The sequence below is a fragment of the Citrobacter sp. L55 genome (assembly GCF_002850715.1).
In the GTDB taxonomy this organism is placed as follows: Bacteria; Pseudomonadota; Gammaproteobacteria; order Enterobacterales; family Enterobacteriaceae; genus Citrobacter; species Citrobacter braakii.
Genome location: NZ_KZ559403.1, coordinates 86,171 through 104,920, shown reverse-complemented (window position 1 = coordinate 104,920; position 18,750 = coordinate 86,171). Strand labels below are relative to the sequence as shown.

The 18,750-nt window shown below is 53.8% G+C and carries 17 protein-coding genes and 3 pseudogenes; 14 read left to right on the top strand and 6 right to left on the bottom strand.

Going from position 1 to position 18,750, the window contains the following annotated elements; all coding sequences use genetic code 11:
• Positions 1-17 precede the first annotated feature (17 nt).
• From livF to ugpQ, 7 genes are all read left to right on the top strand, one after another.
• A complete protein-coding gene (gene livF / locus B9P82_RS12280; protein ID WP_085951092.1) occupies positions 18-731 on the top strand; it encodes a high-affinity branched-chain amino acid ABC transporter ATP-binding protein LivF in 714 nt (237 codons plus the stop codon).
• A 101-nt stretch (positions 732-832) separates the two neighbouring features.
• A complete protein-coding gene (locus B9P82_RS12275; protein WP_016157661.1) occupies positions 833-1,114 on the top strand; it encodes a hypothetical protein in 282 nt (93 codons plus the stop codon).
• A gap of 248 nt (positions 1,115-1,362) precedes the next feature.
• The gene (gene ugpB / locus B9P82_RS12270) at positions 1,363-2,679 is read left to right on the top strand and encodes a sn-glycerol-3-phosphate ABC transporter substrate-binding protein UgpB (RefSeq protein WP_016154831.1); all 1,317 of its coding nucleotides are present in this window, start codon (positions 1,363-1,365) and stop codon (positions 2,677-2,679) included.
• 112 nt (positions 2,680-2,791) lie between these two features.
• On the top strand, positions 2,792-3,679 hold the full coding sequence (gene ugpA / locus B9P82_RS12265) for a sn-glycerol-3-phosphate ABC transporter permease UgpA (protein ID WP_016154830.1): 888 nt from the start codon (positions 2,792-2,794) through the stop codon (positions 3,677-3,679).
• Positions 3,676-4,521 (top strand): sn-glycerol-3-phosphate ABC transporter permease UgpE, encoded by an 846-nt coding sequence (ugpE, locus tag B9P82_RS12260; RefSeq protein WP_003023450.1) that lies wholly within the window; start codon positions 3,676-3,678, stop codon positions 4,519-4,521. The genes ugpA and ugpE overlap by 4 nt, the downstream gene beginning before the upstream one ends.
• A gap of 2 nt (positions 4,522-4,523) precedes the next feature.
• Complete coding sequence (locus tag B9P82_RS12255; RefSeq protein ID WP_016154829.1) at positions 4,524-5,594, top strand: sn-glycerol-3-phosphate import ATP-binding protein UgpC; 1,071 nt, start codon at positions 4,524-4,526, stop codon at positions 5,592-5,594.
• A complete protein-coding gene (gene ugpQ / locus B9P82_RS12250) occupies positions 5,591-6,334 on the top strand; it encodes a glycerophosphodiester phosphodiesterase (protein ID WP_019078127.1) in 744 nt (247 codons plus the stop codon). Before B9P82_RS12255 ends, ugpQ begins: the two co-directional genes overlap by 4 nt.
• On the opposite strand, the pseudogene B9P82_RS12245 reads toward ugpQ, so the two are convergent.
• Positions 6,331-6,770: pseudogene (locus tag B9P82_RS12245) on the bottom strand (DUF2756 family protein). The gene ugpQ and the pseudogene B9P82_RS12245 sit on opposite strands and share 4 nt — an antisense overlap.
• 118 nt (positions 6,771-6,888) lie before the next feature.
• Between B9P82_RS12245 and ggt the strand changes: the two are divergent.
• Positions 6,889-8,634 carry a gamma-glutamyltransferase gene (ggt, locus tag B9P82_RS12240; RefSeq protein WP_046274514.1) on the top strand — a complete coding sequence of 582 codons (1,746 nt, stop codon included), beginning with the start codon at positions 6,889-6,891 and terminating at the stop codon, positions 8,632-8,634.
• Positions 8,635-8,716: 82 nt separating this feature from the next.
• On the opposite strand, the pseudogene B9P82_RS28930 reads toward ggt, so the two are convergent.
• The 3 genes and pseudogenes from B9P82_RS28930 to yhhY form a co-directional block, all read right to left on the bottom strand.
• Positions 8,717-8,828, bottom strand: a pseudogene (locus B9P82_RS28930) (hypothetical protein); the annotation flags it as partial.
• A pseudogene (locus tag B9P82_RS29415) lies at positions 8,823-9,704 on the bottom strand (hypothetical protein); the annotation flags it as partial. The pseudogenes B9P82_RS29415 and B9P82_RS28930, both read right to left, overlap by 6 nt.
• A 46-nt stretch (positions 9,705-9,750) precedes the next feature.
• Positions 9,751-10,239 carry an N-acetyltransferase gene (yhhY, locus tag B9P82_RS12230; protein WP_101700390.1) on the bottom strand — a complete coding sequence of 163 codons (489 nt, stop codon included), beginning with the start codon at positions 10,237-10,239 and terminating at the stop codon, positions 9,751-9,753.
• 457 nt (positions 10,240-10,696) lie between these two features.
• Here yhhY and B9P82_RS12220 point away from each other — a divergent pair, with 457 nt between their 5' ends.
• The 5 genes from B9P82_RS12220 (at position 10,697) to gntU (ending at position 15,784) form a co-directional block, all read left to right on the top strand.
• Complete coding sequence (locus tag B9P82_RS12220; protein ID WP_016157655.1) at positions 10,697-11,734, top strand: oxidoreductase; 1,038 nt, start codon at positions 10,697-10,699, stop codon at positions 11,732-11,734.
• Between the two features lie 123 nt (positions 11,735-11,857).
• Positions 11,858-12,553 carry a quercetin 2,3-dioxygenase gene (gene yhhW / locus B9P82_RS12215; RefSeq protein WP_016154822.1) on the top strand — a complete coding sequence of 232 codons (696 nt, stop codon included), beginning with the start codon at positions 11,858-11,860 and terminating at the stop codon, positions 12,551-12,553.
• Between the two features lie 223 nt (positions 12,554-12,776).
• A complete protein-coding gene (gene gntR / locus B9P82_RS12210) occupies positions 12,777-13,772 on the top strand; it encodes a gluconate operon transcriptional repressor GntR (RefSeq protein WP_016157654.1) in 996 nt (331 codons plus the stop codon).
• A gap of 141 nt (positions 13,773-13,913) precedes the next feature.
• Entirely contained in the window at positions 13,914-14,444 is a 531-nt protein-coding gene (gene gntK / locus B9P82_RS12205) for a gluconokinase (RefSeq protein ID WP_003023475.1), read from the top strand.
• Positions 14,444-15,784 (top strand): gluconate transporter, encoded by a 1,341-nt coding sequence (gene gntU / locus B9P82_RS12200; RefSeq protein WP_016154820.1) that lies wholly within the window; start codon positions 14,444-14,446, stop codon positions 15,782-15,784. The genes gntK and gntU overlap by 1 nt, the downstream gene beginning before the upstream one ends.
• 94 nt (positions 15,785-15,878) lie before the next feature.
• Here gntU and B9P82_RS12195 read toward each other — a convergent pair whose 3' ends face one another.
• Together B9P82_RS12195 and yhgN are read right to left on the bottom strand one after the other, a co-directional pair.
• A complete protein-coding gene (locus B9P82_RS12195; RefSeq protein ID WP_016157653.1) occupies positions 15,879-16,325 on the bottom strand; it encodes a hypothetical protein in 447 nt (148 codons plus the stop codon).
• A 486-nt stretch (positions 16,326-16,811) separates the two neighbouring features.
• Positions 16,812-17,405: an NAAT family transporter YhgN gene (gene yhgN / locus B9P82_RS12190; RefSeq protein ID WP_003023480.1), complete on the bottom strand. Its 594-nt coding sequence runs from the start codon at positions 17,403-17,405 to the stop codon at positions 16,812-16,814.
• A 191-nt stretch (positions 17,406-17,596) separates the two neighbouring features.
• On the opposite strand from yhgN, the gene asd reads away from it, so the two are divergent.
• On the top strand, positions 17,597-18,703 hold the full coding sequence (asd, locus tag B9P82_RS12185) for an aspartate-semialdehyde dehydrogenase (RefSeq protein WP_016157652.1): 1,107 nt from the start codon (positions 17,597-17,599) through the stop codon (positions 18,701-18,703).
• Positions 18,704-18,750: the final 47 nt, after the last annotated feature.

Here is an 18,750-nt window from a genome sequence, read left to right as displayed (position 1 = left end):
TGGTGGTGACGCATAATATGGAAAAAGTCATGTTGTCCTTTGACAAAGTCAGCGCCCACTACGGCAAGATACAGGCGCTGCACGACGTCAGCTTGTATATCAATCAGGGTGAAATCGTGACGCTTATCGGCGCCAACGGCGCGGGAAAAACCACGCTGCTTGGTACGCTGTGCGGCGATCCGCGAGCGACAAGTGGGCGAATTGTTTTTGATGGTAAAGACATTACCGACTGGCAGACGGCGAAAATCATGCGCGAAGCGGTAGCGATTGTTCCGGAAGGGCGTCGCGTGTTTTCCCGCATGACGGTGGAAGAGAACCTGGCGATGGGCGGCTTCTTTGCCGAAAAGGACCAGTTTCAGGAACGCATCAAGTGGGTGTATGACCTGTTTCCCCGCCTGCATGAACGTCGAATTCAGCGTGCGGGCACGATGTCCGGCGGTGAACAGCAGATGCTGGCGATAGGCCGTGCGCTGATGAGTCAGCCGCGGCTGCTGCTGCTTGATGAGCCGTCGCTGGGTCTGGCGCCGATTATCATCCAGCAGATCTTCAACACCATCGAACAACTGCGCGAGCAGGGGATGACAATCTTCCTCGTCGAACAGAACGCTAACCAGGCGCTGAAGCTCGCCGATCGCGGCTACGTGCTGGAAAACGGTCATGTGGTGTTGGAAGACACTGGTGATGCGTTACTGGCTAACGAAGCAGTGCGCAGCGCGTATCTGGGCGGTTAACATTCTCTGAATGGACAAGGGGGCCTGATATGGCCCCTTTTTATTGCTCTATGTTATTATTGAGAATAGTTATCAATAATAAAAGTGAACATGGAGAAAGGATGATACGTTCCGGTATCTGCATGATGATTGGCGGTTTGTTTTGGACGCTTTCATCAAATACCCTGGCCTTAACACCGCCAGCGTTCGACCCGCGCGACCCTTCAATCTGGGAAGAGAAACCGGACAACTCGTTAGCGCAGTCCAGCTCGCCCTGTGAAGTGTTCACCTCCTCTGTCTGCCCGGGCTGGGAAGATGAGAAATCGGATATTCAGCGCGAACGTGAGCGGCGGGAACAGCAGCGTTTACAGAATGAATATGAACGACGCTGGCGTAAAGATTAATGTTCTTTGCTGGCTGCAACAGATAACGTCATCCTGGCCGGGTAAGACATAGCGCTACCCGGCTTTGTTGTGCACCACCCCGCATTTTCCTGTCACTACGCTTTCACCGCCTTGCCATCTGTTTGTCGCCTTACTATCTTTTTTTTGTAATAAAAAAGTTATTTTTCTGTCATTCGAGCATGTCATGTTACCCCCGCGAGCATAAAACGCGTGATATCGCGCATCCGGCACAACAAGAGAGATAACCGATGATATCGTTACGACATACAGCTTTAGGACTGGCACTTAGCCTGGCGTTTGCAGGTCAGGCTCTGGCCGTCACCACTATCCCGTTCTGGCACTCAATGGAAGGTGAACTGGGTAAAGAAGTTGATTCACTGGCGCAACGTTTTAATGCCGCCAATCCCGACTACAAAATTGTTCCGCAGTACAAAGGCAACTACGAGCAGAGCCTGAGCGCAGGTATTGCGGCTTTCCGTACCGGAAACGCACCTGCGTTACTGCAGGTTTATGAAGTGGGCACGGCAACGATGATGGCCTCGAAAGCCATTAAACCGGTCTATGAAGTATTCAAAGAGGCTGGTATTAACTTCGATGAGTCTCAGTTCGTGCCGACGGTTTCCGGTTATTACACCGACTCTAAAAGCGGACACTTACTCTCCCAGCCGTTTAACAGCTCCACGCCGGTGCTGTACTACAACAAAGATGCCTTCAAAAAAGCCGGTTTAGACCCTGAGCAGCCGCCAAAAACCTGGCAGGATCTGGCGGAATACACCGCGAAGCTGAAAGCAGCAGGCATGAAGTGCGGCTACGCCAGCGGCTGGCAGGGATGGATTCAGATTGAAAACTTCAGCGCCTGGAATGGTCTGCCGGTGGCCACCAAAAACAACGGCTTTGACGGTACTGACGCGGTGCTGGAATTCAATAAACCGGAACAGGTGAAACATATCGCCCTGCTGGAAGAGTTGAACAAAAAAGGGGATTTCAGCTACTTCGGGCGTAAAGACGAGTCTACCGAGAAGTTCTATAACGGGGATTGTGCCATTACCACTGCCTCTTCCGGTTCTCTGGCTGACATCCGCCACTACGCCAAATTCAACTATGGCGTCGGCATGATGCCGTACGATGCTGATGTGAAGGGCGCGCCGCAGAACGCGATTATCGGGGGAGCCAGCCTGTGGGTGATGCAGGGTAAAGACAAAGCAACCTACGAAGGCGTGGCGCAGTTCCTCAACTTCCTGGCGAAGCCTGAAATTGCTGCCGAATGGCACCAGAAGACCGGCTACCTGCCCATTACCACCGCCGCGTACGACTTGACCCGCGAGCAGGGCTTCTATGATAAGAACCCTGGGGCTGATATCGCCACCCGCCAGATGCTGAACAAGCCACCGTTGCCGTTCACCAAAGGGCTGCGCCTGGGCAACATGCCGCAGATCCGCACCATCGTAGATGAAGAGCTGGAAAGCGTCTGGACCGGGAAGAAAACCCCGCAGCAGGCGCTGGATGCTGCCGTTGAGCGTGGCAATCAGTTACTGCGCCGCTTTGAGCAATCGACTAAATCGTAATGTGAAATGCCGGGTGGCGGCTGCGACTTACCCGGCCTACAAATGCGTGTTGTTTGTAGGCCGGATACGGTGTGTGCACCGCAATCTGGCACCTTCCAGGAAAAGAACCTACATGTCTTCATCCCGTCCGGTGTTCCGCTCGCGCTGGCTTCCCTATTTGCTGGTGGCCCCGCAGTTGGTTATCACCGTTATTTTCTTTATCTGGCCCGCCGGTGAAGCGCTGTGGTACTCACTACAATCCGTTGATCCGTTTGGTCTTTCTAGCCAGTTTGTCGGACTGGAAAACTTTATCGCGCTGTTTCATGACCCGTACTACCTTGATTCATTCTGGACCACCATCAAGTTCAGTACGCTAGTCACGGTAAGCGGTTTGCTGGTGTCGTTATTTTTTGCGGCGCTGGTGAATTACGTGGTGCGCGGCAGCCGTTTTTACCAGACGCTGATGCTGTTGCCTTATGCCGTCGCGCCCGCCGTCGCCGCCGTATTGTGGATCTTCCTGTTTAACCCAGGACGCGGGCTGATTACCCATTTTCTCGGTGAGTTTGGCTATGACTGGAACCATGCGCAAAACAGCGGTCAGGCGATGTTTCTGGTGGTGTTTGCGTCGGTCTGGAAGCAGATTAGTTACAACTTCCTGTTCTTCTTTGCCGCACTACAGTCTATTCCGCGGTCGCTGATTGAAGCCGCCGCGATTGATGGTGCGGGACCGGTTCGCCGCTTCTTTAAGCTGGCGCTGCCGCTGATTGCACCGGTCAGCTTCTTTCTGCTGGTGGTGAATCTGGTTTATGCCTTCTTTGATACCTTCCCGGTGATCGATGCCGCCACGGCGGGTGGGCCGGTACAGGCGACCACTACGTTGATTTATAAGATCTATCGCGAAGGCTTTGTCGGGCTGGATCTCTCCGCCTCGGCCGCCCAATCGGTAGTGCTGATGTTCCTGGTCATTATTTTGACGGTGGTGCAGTTCCGCTATGTGGAAAGTAAGGTACGTTACCAATGATTGAGAATCGTCGTGGGCTGACAATATTCAGCCATGCCATGTTGATTATGGGGATCATGGTGATCCTGTTTCCGCTGTACGTCGCGTTTGTCGCGGCGACGCTGGATAACAAAGCAGTCTTTGAAACGCCGATGACGCTGGTTCCCGGCACACAGCTGCTGGAAAACATGAAATACATCTGGGTCAACGGCGTGGGCGTCAACAGCGCGCCGTTCTGGCTGATGATGCTCAACAGTTTCATCATGGCGTTCAGTATTACGGTAGGGAAAATCACCGTCTCTATGCTCTCCGCATTCGCCATCGTCTGGTTCCGCTTTCCACTGCGTAACCTGTTCTTCTGGATGATTTTTATCACGCTGATGCTGCCGGTCGAGGTGCGTATTTTCCCGACGGTGGAAGTGATCGCCAACCTGAAAATGCTCGACAGCTATGCGGGTCTGACGCTGCCGTTAATGGCATCGGCGACTGCGACGTTCCTGTTCCGGCAGTTTTTTATGACCCTGCCGGATGAACTGGTTGAGGCGGCGCGTATTGACGGTGCGTCACCGATGCGTTTTTTCCGCGATATTGTACTACCGCTGTCAAAAACCAATCTGGCGGCGCTGTTTGTGATCACCTTTATCTACGGCTGGAACCAGTATCTGTGGCCGTTGTTAATTATTACCGATGTCAATTTGGGCACTGCGGTGGCAGGTATCAAAGGCATGATTGCTACTGGTGAAGGCACCACACAGTGGAATCAGGTAATGGCAGCCATGCTGCTGACGCTCATCCCTCCGGTAATCATCGTGTTAGCCATGCAGCGTGCCTTTGTACGTGGCCTGGTCGATAGTGAGAAATAAAAATGGCTGGTTTAAAACTACAGGCAGTAACCAAAAGCTGGGACGGCAAAACCCAGGTGATTAAACCGCTGACACTGGATGTCGCGGACGGAGAATTTATCGTGATGGTTGGCCCATCCGGCTGCGGTAAGTCAACGCTGCTACGGATGGTGGCCGGGCTTGAACGGGTGAGCGGCGGCGATATCTGGATTGATAATAAACGCGTCACCGAAATGGAGCCTAAGGATCGCGGCATTGCGATGGTCTTTCAGAACTACGCGCTCTACCCACATATGAGCGTGGAAGAAAATATGGCCTGGGGGCTGAAAATCCGTGGGATGGGCAAGGAGCACATTGCCGAACGGGTGAAAGAGGCGGCGCGTATTCTCGAGCTGGGTGAACTGCTCAAGCGTCGTCCGCGCGAGCTTTCTGGCGGTCAGCGCCAGCGTGTGGCGATGGGGCGGGCGATTGTCCGTGACCCAGCGGTATTCCTGTTCGATGAGCCGCTGTCTAACCTCGATGCCAAGCTGCGCGTACAGATGCGTCTGGAGTTACAACATCTGCATCGCCGACTGAAAACCACCTCACTGTATGTGACGCATGATCAGGTTGAAGCGATGACCCTCGCCCAGCGGGTGATGGTGATGAACAAAGGCATTGCCGAGCAGATCGGCACGCCGGTTGAGGTATATGAAAAGCCTGCCAGCCGCTTTGTGGCGAGTTTTATCGGCAGCCCGGCGATGAATCTGCTGGACGGGCGCATCAGCGCCTCGGGCACCCATTTTGAGCTGGATGACGGCATGACGTTGCCCCTCGGCAGAAGCGCGAGGGAGTCTGGTGGGCGTAACATGACGTTGGGTATCCGCCCGGAGCATATTGCGCTAAGCTCGCAGGCCGAAGGCGGCGTGCCGTTGGTCGTCGACACGCTGGAAATGCTGGGAGCGGATAACCTGGCACACGGACGTTGGGGTGAGCAAAAGCTGGTGGTGCGACTGGCGCATCAGCATCGCCCGACGGCAGGCAGCACGCTGTGGCTGCATCTGCCAGAGAATCATCTGCATCTTTTTGATGGCGAAACAGGACAACGTGTATGAGTAACTGGCCTTACCCCCATATCGTCGCCCATCGCGGCGGCGGTAAGCTGGCACCGGAAAACACCCTGGCGGCGATCGACATGGGGGCGCGATACGGGCATACCATGATTGAGTTTGACGCTAAATTGTCGAAAGACGGTGAGATCTTCTTGCTGCATGACGACAACCTGGAACGCACCAGCAATGGTTGGGGTGTGGCAGGCGAGCTGAACTGGCAGGATTTATTGCGCGTGGACGCCGGTGGCTGGTTTAGCGGTGAGTTTAAAGGCGAACCGCTACCGCTGCTCTCGCAAGTGGCCGAGCGCTGCCGTCAGCACGGTATGATGGCGAATATTGAAATTAAACCCACCACCGGCACCGGAACGTTAACCGGCAAAGCCGTAGCGCTGGCCGCTCGGGAACTGTGGGCGGGAATGACACCACCGCTGTTGTCATCCTTTGAAATTGACGCGCTTGCAGCGGCGCAGCAGGCGGCGCCTGAACTGCCGAGAGGCTTACTGCTTGATGAGTGGCGCGAGGACTGGCGTGAGCTGACAACGCGGCTGGGTTGCGTCTCTATTCATCTTAATCACAAGCTGCTGGATGAAGCGCGCGTGGATGCGCTACGCGACGCAGGGCTGCGTATTCTGGTGTATACCGTCAACCGACCCCAGCGCGCGGCGGAACTGCTGCGCTGGGGAGTGGACTGCATCTGTACCGATGCCATTGATACGATTGGTCCGGATTTCCAGCCCTGTTAAGGCCCAATTGTTTTTAACGGAACGTTAGGCTGCGGCGTGCTGGAGGGCTTCAGCATGTCGCCGTTCTTTTTCTCCGACAGCATATGTTGCTTATTCAGCGAGCTGTCCGGGTTACGGGTTCCACTTAACATCCCACCGTTGCTGTTGGGCAGCATTTGCTGCTGGCTGGAATTAAACTCGCCAGGCTGAGACTGAAGGACGCGCTGGGAGTTGGAATTGATTTGGTTTTCCATATGCTGTTGTTGCATACGCGTTTGCGTTTGCAACTGCTGATTGAGCATCCCTTTCTGCTGAATCTGCTGCGATTGCTTTGGGTTTGCATACGCTGCTGGCTCGGGATCTGATAACCGGGTTGATTCGGGTTATTCATGGTGTTGATGGGCTGTGCAAAGCCTGCAAACGGCAACAGCATGGCTAAAAGTAAGAGTCGTTTCATCGCTTTTCTCCTCTCGGGGATCTCTTAAGTTTACTCCTTTCTCGCCGTTACGATGATTATTTCAGAGTTATGCACCAGGCTTAGTGGGGGCTGACCCCCATACATCTGGAGAATAACGATGATAAAACCGACGTTTTTACGCCGGGTAGCCATTGCTGCTCTGCTCTCAGGAAGTTGTTTTAGCGTTGCTGCCGCTCCGGCTGCACCGCCGCCGGTATCATACGGTGTTGAGGAGGATGTGTTCCATCCCGTGCGCGCGCAGCAGGGGATGGTGGCCTCCGTGGATGCGCTTGCCACCCAAGTGGGGGTGGATATTCTTAAACAGGGTGGGAATGCCGTCGATGCCGCCGTGGCCGTTGGCTACGCGCTGGCGGTGACGCATCCCCAGGCGGGCAATCTGGGCGGTGGCGGTTTTATGCTGCTGCGTACCAAAGACGGTAACACCACGGCGATTGATTTTCGCGAAATGGCCCCTGCTGGCGCGACCCGCGACATGTTCCTTGATGAGCAGGGCAACGCCGATGCGAAAAAGTCGCTGACGTCGCATCTGGCATCCGGTACGCCGGGTACCGTCGCGGGTTTCTCGCTGGCGCTGGAGAAATACGGCACGATGCCGCTGAACAAAGTGGTACGTCCGGCGATGAAGCTAGCGGAAGAGGGCTTTGTGGTTAATGACGCACTGGCCGACGATCTGAAAACCTATGGCAGTGAAGTGCTCCCTAATCACGAGAACAGCAAAGCCATTTTCTGGAAAGACGGCGAGCCACTGAAAAAAGGCGATAAGCTGGTACAAAAGAACTTGGCGAAAAGCCTGGAAATGATTGCCGAAAGCGGCCCGGATGCGTTTTATAAAGGCGCTATTGCCGATCAGATCGCCGGGGAAATGCAGAAGAACGGCGGGCTGATGACCAAAGAGGACTTAGCCAGCTATAAAGCCGTGGAGCGTACGCCGATTAGCGGTGACTATCGCGGGTATCAGGTCTTCTCCATGCCGCCGCCGTCCTCTGGCGGTATTCACATCGTGCAGATCCTCAATATTCTTGAAAACTTTGATATGAAGAAATACGGATTTGGCAGCGCCGACGCCATGCAGGTCATGGCTGAAGCGGAGAAATATGCCTACGCTGACCGCTCGGAGTATCTGGGCGATCCCGATTTTGTGAAAGTGCCATGGCAGGCACTGACCAACAAAGCCTATGCTAAAACGCTTGCCGATCAGATTGATATCAACAAGGCTAAGCCTTCCAGCCAGATTAAACCTGGCAAGCTCGCCCCGTATGAAAGCAATCAGACCACTCACTTCTCGGTGGTGGATAAAGACGGCAATGCCGTGGCGGTGACCTATACCCTGAATACCACCTTCGGGACCGGTATTGTGGCGGGTAACACTGGCATTCTGCTCAATAATGAAATGGACGACTTCTCTGCCAAGCCGGGCGTACCGAACGTATACGGTCTGGTGGGCGGTGATGCCAACGCGGTCGGACCGAAGAAGCGTCCGCTGTCATCTATGTCGCCGACTATCGTGGTAAAAGATGGGAAAACCTGGCTGGTTACCGGCAGCCCAGGCGGGAGTCGAATTATCACTACTGTGCTGCAAATGGTGGTCAACAGCATTGATTTCGGGATGAACGTCGCCGAAGCGACCAACGCACCACGCTTCCATCATCAGTGGTTGCCGGATGAGCTTCGTATTGAGAAGGGCTTCAGCCCGGATACAATCAAACTGCTGGAGCAAAAAGGACAGAAAGTGGCGCTGAAAGAAGCGATGGGCAGCACGCAGAGCATTATGGTTGGACCGGATGGCGCACTGTATGGCGCGTCCGACCCGCGTTCCGTGGATGATTTAACGGCGGGTTACTGAGGATAATGGCCCTCTTCGCTGGAAGAGGGCCGGTTTGGAAGGCCCAATGGCAGTTATTATAATTCATTGTCTCCAGGTAACCTTAGCTTCGTGTTGTTTTGCTCTCTTCATAGTCTTGTAAATATTTCTCCAGCGGCCAGGCAGTGCCTAAACCAACGATTTCACCGCTATCTTTTATCGATGATGAATGGCGCATATCGCTGCAGCGATTCAGACCAGCGGAATATTTGGCTGCTTTTATCCTGCAGGTTTACGCGCTCTAAATCATAAAACTCGTGCGTTTTTGCCGAACGCATTTTGAGGATATATTTACTTTCGCTGATGTCGTGCTGTCTTGTACCGTCTTTATTCCACTCTCCGGCGATGTCCGTATATTGATAAACAAGGTCGGAATACACGTTGATTATCCTGTTGTCTTTGATCGCATAGAGCTCCAGCACTTCATAAAATGCGCCGCCGCCGGAATACGCCTCAGAGTATCCACCGCGCACCCCAAACGCCAGCGTATCGGGTGCGATCCGGTACGGTGCCAGATCCAGTTTTGTATAATAGGCCAGCGGTCTGACGGACTCATCATCGCTCTCTTTTTCGGCGGTTTTATTCCACTCAGAGAGTTGGTTTAATGGTTTTTCCGAGCGTGCAATCGGCGTTAGCTGTTGGTCCTGCCAGGAAAAAACGCCGAGATATAATTTATTGGCGCGCCCGTTGCTGTAGTTTTCCGGACAGTTGTTATCCGCGTATTTCTTTGCCTGCCCGGCGTCGGCCGGATTGTCGGCGAAACAGGCGACACCGATATATTTGCCGTCTTTGCCCCAGGCTTTGGCACCCGTGAGGATCAGGTTGTCAGGATCTTCATTCGGCGCAACCCAGGCAATCCACGCGTTCTCAGATAATCCCTGTGGAAGCTCGCCAAATCCTTTGGCAGGGGTTGCTCCCGCCATTTGCTCAGCAAAAATCTGTTTACCTTCCGGGTGTTGAATAGCGCTGGGCACGGAATCGAGATTTTGTACGGTAGTGGCGAAAGCAGGGGAGAGTGCTGCCAGCAACACCAGGAGAAGGTACTTTTTCACTCTTGCGTCCTTTCAATAAGAAGGGCGATAAGACTCGCCCTTAATTTTATTTCACGCGCGCCATAAAGTAGGCATCAACGTATTCACCGTTGCGCAGGCCGTATTTCTTACCTGTGCCTTCGATTTCAAAGCCGTATTTCTTATACACCGCCACGGCCGGCTCATTATCAACAAATACCGTTAGCTCAATACGCTCGACGCGCAGCCAGTTGTCGCACATGTCGATCATCGTGCGAATCAACGCGCTGGCAACGCCGCGATTGTGCCACCGAGCATCCACGCAGATACCAAAATCGGCCACATGGCTGCGGCGCGGACGCTGGGCAACGTCGATGCACAAATGACCAACGACAATTTCATCAATGCAAGCGACCAGCTGTTTTATACCGGGTCGATCGGCTAGCCGCTCCTGCCACATCTCCACGGAAGGATGAGGAACCTGTAGCGTGTTGTGGTACACCTCCGGCTGGGCGTGGATCTGACGAATTGCGTCGTAATCTTTCGGTTCAGCGTGGCGTATCACTATCTCACTCATTCCTTATCTCCAGCAGGGTTAATTGTGTATTTACACTCGCTGAGAAAGAAAATTCCGTCAACTGCATTTTTTTGCAAAAAGAAGTAGACAAGTGCGAATGAGAATGATTATTATTGCTCTGCGTTCAGGGGAACCCCTACGGAGAACCTGAAAGCACGACATTGCTCACATTGCTTCCAGTATTACTTTAGCCAGCTTTTGCTGGCTTTTTTTTTTGAGGTTTTGTGTCTGCCTGGCTTACTTGCCATTTCGTCCCCGGGAAGTGCTCGTGCTCCTCACGTACATTTAGTACGCTCCGGGCCATGCGCGCTTGCCGTGAACAAACTGCCTGCGACGCCGACGGCCGATCCTGTCGCCCTGTGGTGCAGTTCAAGCGCCATCCGGCAAAGAATCCAACATTCAGTCTCCAGCCGCTTTGCGCTATGGTGTAGACAATCACCTTCGAAAGGATCGTCTCATGACCTTACACTGCGCATTTATTGGTTTTGGTAAAAGCACCACTCGCTACCATTTGCCGTACGTCCTCAACCGCAAAAATAGCTGGCATGTCGCGCACATTTTTCGCCGCCACGCCAAGCCGGAAGAGCAGGCGCCACAATATTCACATATTCACTTCACCAGTGACCTTGACGAGATCTTAAACGATCCGCAGGTGAAGCTGGTGATCGTCTGTACCCATGCTGACAGCCATTTTGAATACGCCAAACGCGCGCTGGAAGCGGGTAAAAACGTGTTGGTTGAGAAACCCTTCACGCCGACGCTTGCGCAAGCAAAAGCACTGTTCGAACTGGCGCAAAGCAAAGGGCTGACCGTTACGCCATATCAGAACCGTCGTTTTGATTCCTGCTTCCTCACCGCTAAAAAAGCGATTGAGAGCGGCAAGCTCGGCGAAATTGTTGAGGTTGAAAGCCATTTCGATTACTACCGCCCCGTGGCGGAAACCAAGCCGGGACTGCCGCAGGACGGCGCATTCTATGGTCTGGGCGTACACACCATGGATCAGATTATCTCGCTGTTCGGTCGTCCCGATTGCGTGGCCTATGACATCCGCAGTCTGCGCAACAAAGCGAATCCGGACGATACCTTTGAAGCGCAGCTGTTCTACGGCTCTCTGAAAGCCATTGTTAAAACCAGTCACTTGGTGAAAATCGACTATCCGAAGTTTATCGTTCACGGTACCAAAGGCTCGTTTGTGAAGTACGGCATCGACCAGCAGGAAACCAGCCTGAAGGCCAATATCATGCCTGGTGAGCCAGGTTTCGCTGCTGACGATTCCATTGGGATGCTGGAGTACGTTAACGATGACGGCCTGACGGTAAAAGAAGAGGTGCAGCCGGAAGTGGGGGACTATGGTCGCGTCTATGATGCGCTTTACCAGACGCTGACAGCCGGTACGCCTAATTACGTCAAGGAATCTGAAGTTCTTACCAACCTGGAACTCCTCGAACGCGCCTTTGAACAGGCTTCTCCGGCGACGATAACTCTCGCCAAATAGCTTGCGCAGACTCCTCTGGGCTTGTTCATTTTTTTTGAACAGAGGAGTCAATTTTCACCCTCTATGATCCCCGGCGGATTGAGTCCACACTTACTCCATCGAAAACATCTGGGGGTGAACACAATGATCTACTTACGCAAAGCTAATGACCGTGGCCACGCTAATCATGGCTGGCTCGATTCCTGGCATACCTTCTCTTTTGCCAACTACTATGACCCAAACTTTATGGGGTTCTCGGCACTGCGCGTGATTAACGATGACGTGATCGACGCAGGTCAGGGCTTTGGTACTCATCCCCATAAAGACATGGAAATCCTGACTTACGTGCTGGAAGGCGCGGTGGAACATCAGGACAGCATGGGGAACAAAGAACAGGTTCCGGCCGGTGAGTTCCAGATAATGAGCGCCGGGACGGGGATCCGTCACTCGGAGTACAACCCGAGCAATACTGAGAAGCTGCATCTTTATCAGATTTGGATCATGCCGCAGGAAAACGGTATTACCCCACGCTATGAGCAGCGCCGTTTTGATGCCGCTCAGGGTAAACAACTGGTGCTGTCGCCGGATGCCCGTGATGGCTCGCTGAAAGTGTACCAGGATATGGAGCTTTACCGTTGGGCACTGATCAAAGATGAGCAGTCGGTGCATCAGATTGCCGCTGAACGCCGCGTCTGGATCCAGGTAGTAAAAGGTAACGTGACAATTAACGGGACCAAAGCGACCACCAGCGATGGTCTGGCAATCTGGGATGAACAGGCCATTTCTATTCATGCCGACAGCGACAGCGAAGTGTTACTGTTTGACCTGCCGCCTGTATAAAAATACACGGCATCCTTCAAGCTGCATCTGTGTTGGCTTTCCTCGCTCACCCCGGTCGCGTACTTAATGTACGCTCCCGGGGATTTACTGCGTCGCCGCCTTGATGCAACTCGAATGATTTTGTGTATTTCTCACAATAAAAAACTCCTTTTTTTCTCTGCGAAGGTTCACGCACGTCCGTGGTAAACTGGGGGAATCTATCCCTTTTTAACGCTTCAGGACGATGAAAAAGAAAAGACCCGTACTTCAGGATGTAGCCGACCGCGTGGGCGTGACCAAAATGACGGTCAGCCGCTTTTTGCGTAACCCGGAGCAGGTCTCCGTGGCGCTGCGGGGCAAAATTGCCGCTGCACTTGATGAGCTGGGTTATATTCCCAATCGCGCTCCTGATATCCTTTCTAACGCCACCAGCCGCGCTATCGGCGTGCTGTTACCGTCTCTTACTAACCAGGTTTTTGCTGAAGTGCTACGCGGCATTGAGGCTGTCACTGACGCTCATGGTTATCAAACCATGCTGGCGCACTACGGCTATAAGCCTGAGATGGAACAAGAGCGTCTGGAATCGATGCTGTCGTGGAATATTGATGGCCTGATCCTCACCGAACGTAGCCATACGCCCCGTACGCTGAAAATGATTGAGGTTGCCGGTATCCCGGTGGTTGAGCTGATGGACAGCCAGTCCCCATGCCTTGATATTGCCGTGGGCTTCGACAACTTCGAAGCCGCGCGTCAGATGACAGCCGCTATCATCGCCCGCGGGCACCGTCATGTTGCCTATCTTGGCGCACGCCTTGATGAACGTACTATCATCAAACAGAGAGGCTACGAGCAGGCAATGCGCGATGCCGACCTGGTGCCGTACAGCGTGATGGTGGAGCAGTCCTCTTCCTACTCCTCCGGTATTGAACTTATCCGTCAGGCGCGGCGTGAATACCCGCAGCTTGATGGTGTCTTTTGTACCAACGATGACCTGGCGGTAGGGGCGGCCTTCGAATGCCAGCGTTTAGGGCTGAAAATCCCTGATGACATGGCGATTGCCGGATTCCACGGTCACGACATCGGGCAGGTGATGGAGCCGCGTCTGGCGAGCGTGCTCACGCCGCGTGAACGCATGGGCAGCATTGGCGCAGAACGTCTGCTGGCGCGCATCCGCGGTGAAGCCGTCACACCTAAAATGTTAGATTTAGGTTTCACCTTGTCACCGGGCGGATCTATTTAAGCCAACAAGTTTGAAGTAGCTCACACTTATACACTTCGAGCACGAATGGATATTGCTTCTCTATTTATCCGGCTGGACAATGTTACCGATAACAGTTACCCGTAACAATTTCCTGATTCTTGTACCAGTGGGGGCAACGCTTTGAGCACGACTAATCATGATCACCACGTTTACGTTCTGATGGGCGTATCGGGCAGCGGTAAATCTGCTGTCGCCAGCGAAGTGGCGCATCAACTGCAGGCTGCGTTTCTTGATGGCGATTTTCTCCATCCGCGCAGCAACATCATGAAAATGGCTTCCGGTGAGCCACTCAACGATGACGACCGCAAACCGTGGTTACAGGCGTTGAATGACGCCGCCTTTGCGATGCAGCGTACCAACAAGGTTTCGCTGATCGTCTGTTCCGCCCTGAAAAAAGTCTACCGCGACCAGCTACGCGACGGTAACCCGAACCTCTCTTTCATCTATCTGAAAGGGGATTTTGACGTTATCGAAAGCCGCCTGAAAGCGCGTAAAGGCCACTTCTTCAAAACGCAGATGCTGGTGACCCAGTTTGAAGCGCTGGAAGAACCGGGTGCGAATGAAAACGATGTACTGGTGGTCGATATCGATCAACCACTGGACGGTGTGGTCGCCAGCACCATTGAGGTTATTAACCAGGGCAGTAAGTAGTGAGTACATTAACGCTTGTTTTAACAGCAGTAGGGTCCGTTTTATTACTGCTGTTTTTAGTGATGAAGGCGCGTATGCACGCCTTCGTTGCTTTGATGGTGGTATCCATTGGTGCAGGTCTCTTTTCCGGTATGCCGCTCGATAAAATCGCGGCGACCATGGAAAAAGGGATGGGAGGCACGCTCGGTTTCCTGGCGATTGTTGTGGCGCTGGGGGCGATGTTCGGCAAGATTTTGCATGAGACCGGAGCTGTCGATCAGATTGCCGTCAAAATGCTGAAATCCTTCGGTCACAGCCGCGCACATTATGCGATTGGCCTGGCCGGTCTGATTTGCGCGCTGCCGCTATTCTTTGAGGTGGCGATTGTGCTGCTGATTAGCGTGGCATTCTCAATGGCGCGCCATACGGGGACAAACCTGGTTAAGCTTGTGATCCCGCTGTTTGCGGGCGTAGCGGCTGCTGCGGCATTTCTGCTGCCTGGGCCTGCGCCGATGCTGCTGGCCTCTCAGATGCACGCCGACTTTGGCTGGATGATCCTGATTGGCCTGTGTGCCGCGATTCCGGGCATGATTATCGCCGGGCCGCTGTGGGGGAATTTCATCAGCCGTTACGTCGAGCTGCACGTACCGGAAGATATTTCCGAGCCGCATTTGGGCGAAGGCAAAATGCCATCCTTTGGCTTCAGCTTATCGCTTATCCTGCTGCCGCTGGTGCTGGTGGGACTGAAAACTATCGCCGCACGCTTTGTTCCGGTCGGTTCTACAACCTATGAATGGTTCGAGTTTATCGGTCACCCGTTTACCGCGATTCTGGTTGCCTGTCTGGTGGCAATTTACGGTCTGGCGGTGCGCCAGGGCATGCCAAAAGACCGCGTGATGGAGATCTGTGGTCATGCGCTGCAGCCGGCGGGGATTATTCTGCTGGTGATTGGTGCGGGCGGTGTGTTCAAACAGGTTCTGGTTGATTCTGGCGTCGGTCCGGCGCTGGGCGAAGCGTTAACCGGTATGGGCCTGCCGATTGCCATCACCTGCTTCGTGCTGGCGGCGGCGGTGCGTATCATTCAGGGTTCCGCGACCGTGGCCTGCTTAACGGCGGTCGGTCTGGTGATGCCGGTGATTGAGCAGTTGAACTACTCCGGTGCCCAGATGGCGGCACTGTCTATCTGTATCGCGGGCGGCTCTATCGTGGTCAGCCACGTTAACGACGCCGGTTTCTGGTTGTTCGGTAAATTTACCGGTGCGACCGAAGCGCAAACGCTGAAGACCTGGACGATGATGGAAACCATCCTCGGCACGGTCGGTGCGATTGTCGGTATGATTGCCTTTCAGCTGTTGAGCTGATGGCATTGCCCGGTGGCACTTGCGCTTACCGGGCCTGGAAACGAGCACACATCCACACCGTAGGCCGGGTAAGCGCAAGCGCTACCCGGCTTTTTTATAGCACGACCAGCCCTTCTTCTGTTTTCAGCCAGCGCGGCGCTTTTAGCGTATCGGCGAAATAGCCCACAAGATCCTGCAGTAAGTCACCCGCCACTCGTTCCATCTCGTCAGACAGCGTTTTACTCATCAGCAGGTGCGTTAATAACTGACAGTAGCGCCCCATCTGGTCTGGTTCCGGCTCGAAAAGGGGAAAACGGGTCGGGAATGTTTCTACCGTCAGGCTCGCTTGCAGATGCTGCGGTACAGGCTCCGTTAAGGTCGGTTGCAATAACGCGAGACAGGCCGACAGACGTGCACAAATCGCCAGTTTTTCAACCGGGTCATGGCATTCAACCAGCCCTTCGACAAAACGCTCGCAGTTATCCGCCAGTTCGGTGAAATCCGTGGCATGGCTAAAGGGCAGGGTAAATAAAGAGTGTGAAAAGAGAGGGGTAGTCGCCATAGGGCAGCCTCCAATGAGTCAAATTTTACCGCCACCTAAGGGACCAACCTTTTGGTGGCGGGCTGAACGGAGTTGGTCCTACCGGCCTCATTGGATACCGGCGCGTCTTACGACGCCACCGTCCAGCCCACCATTGAGGTGTAGCTGGTCGCACGACAAAAGTGAATTTTATCGCGAATGAGGTAATCAGGGGACCAATCCTGGCACCTGATTTTGCAGGTGCAGCGAGAAGATAATGCCAATCCGCGATGCTGACAAGAGGGCATTCCGGAAGGCACCTCGCAGAAATGAATATACGTTTTTTCAGCGAGTTAAAAGTGTAAGGAATACCTGAAATTACAGCGGTGCCGGAGAGCCTGGATTGTTAAGAGGGCTGCGTAGCCCCCTTAACACGTTCACTGGTGACGAGATCTCAGAGAAGCAATGAGCATGACGTGAACGGAACTGTTCTCCGGGTAACATGCTATCTGAGCCAAAAAGGAGAGATTACCCCTTCATCCACATCCTTACGCCGTCGAGGAACATCTGGGTAGCCATCATCACCAGAATCAGCCCCATCAGGCGCTCCAGTGCGTTCACCCCTTTCTCGCCCAGCAGGCGTAAAAACAGCGAAGACTGCAGCAAAATCACAAAAGTACCACCCCAGGCGATCAGCAGCGCAATCACCAGATGCCCCATCTGGTTCGGATACTGATGTGATAACAGCATTAATGAAGCCAGGATTGTCGGGCCGGCTACCAGCGGAATCGCCAGTGGCACGATAAACGGCTCTTCGCCTGCCGGAAGCCCGGTGCTATTCCCGGTGGCGCTGGGGAAAATCATCTTAATGGCGATCAGGAACAAAATGATGCCCCCGGAGATCGAAACGGTTTCCGCGCGCAGGTTAAGAAATGCCAGTATTTTCTCGCCAGCAAACAGGAATATCAGCATCACCAACAGCGCAATGAACAGCTCGCGAATCATAATCGCGCGGCGGCGTTTTGGTTCGGTATGTTTCAATACGGACATGAAAATGGGCAAATTTCCGAGCGGGTCCATAATAAGGATCAATAAAACTGCCGCTGAAATGATTTCATTCATAACTCAAATTCCCTTACTATTACCGCGGACTTTCTGCTTGCTTGCGCAGCGAGATAAGTCGCATTACTGATGGCTTCGCTATCATTGATTAATTTCACTTGCGACTTTGGCTGCTTTTTGTATGGTGAAGGATAGGCCAGTAGGATACTGGTTAGCATACACAGCACACATCTCTGCAGGAAAAAAACGCTATGAAAAATGTTGGTTTTATCGGCTGGCGCGGTATGGTCGGCTCTGTTCTCATGCAACGCATGGTTGAGGAGCGTGACTTCGACGCCATTCGCCCTGTTTTCTTTTCTACTTCCCAGCTCGGGCAGGCGGCACCGACATTCGGTGGAACCGCGACCGGCACGCTTCAGGACGCTTTTGATCTGGATGCGCTGAAGGCGCTCGATATCATCGTGACCTGTCAGGGCGGCGATTATACCAACGAAATCTATCCAAAGCTTCGTGAAAGCGGTTGGCAGGGTTACTGGATTGACGCGGCCTCTTCGCTGCGCATGAAAGACGATGCCATCATCATTCTCGATCCGGTTAACCAGGATGTCATTACTGACGGCCTGAACAAAGGTATTAAGACCTTTGTCGGCGGTAACTGTACCGTTAGCCTGATGCTGATGTCCCTCGGTGGCCTGTTTGCTAATGACCTGGTTGACTGGGTTTCCGTGGCGACCTATCAGGCGGCCTCCGGCGGCGGCGCGCGCCATATGCGCGAACTGCTGTCCCAGATGGGTCATCTGTATGGCCATGTGGCCGATGAACTGGCAACCCCTTCCTCTGCTATTCTCGATATCGAACGTAAAGTGACGACCCTGTCCCGCAGTGGTGAACTGCCGGTTGATAACTTTGGCGTACCGCTGGCCGGTAGCCTGATTCCGTGGATCGACAAACAACTTGATAACGGTCAGAGCCGCGAAGAGTGGAAGGGACAGGCTGAAACCAACAAAATTCTTAACACCTCTTCCGTGATCCCGGTTGATGGTCTGTGCGTGCGCGTCGGTGCGCTGCGCTGCCACAGCCAGGCGTTCACCATTAAACTGAAAAAAGATGTGTCTATTCCGACCGTGGAAGAACTGCTGGCAGCGCACAATCCGTGGGCCAAAGTCGTACCAAACGATCGGGATATCACCATGCGTGAGTTAACCCCGGCGGCCGTTACCGGCACGCTGACCACGCCAGTAGGCCGTCTGCGTAAGCTGAATATGGGACCGGAGTTCCTGTCAGCCTTTACCGTGGGCGACCAGTTGCTGTGGGGTGCTGCGGAGCCACTGCGCCGTATGCTGCGTCAGTTGGCGTAATGTGGGACGGCCTGATGACGCCACGTTTATCAGGCCTACAAACGACG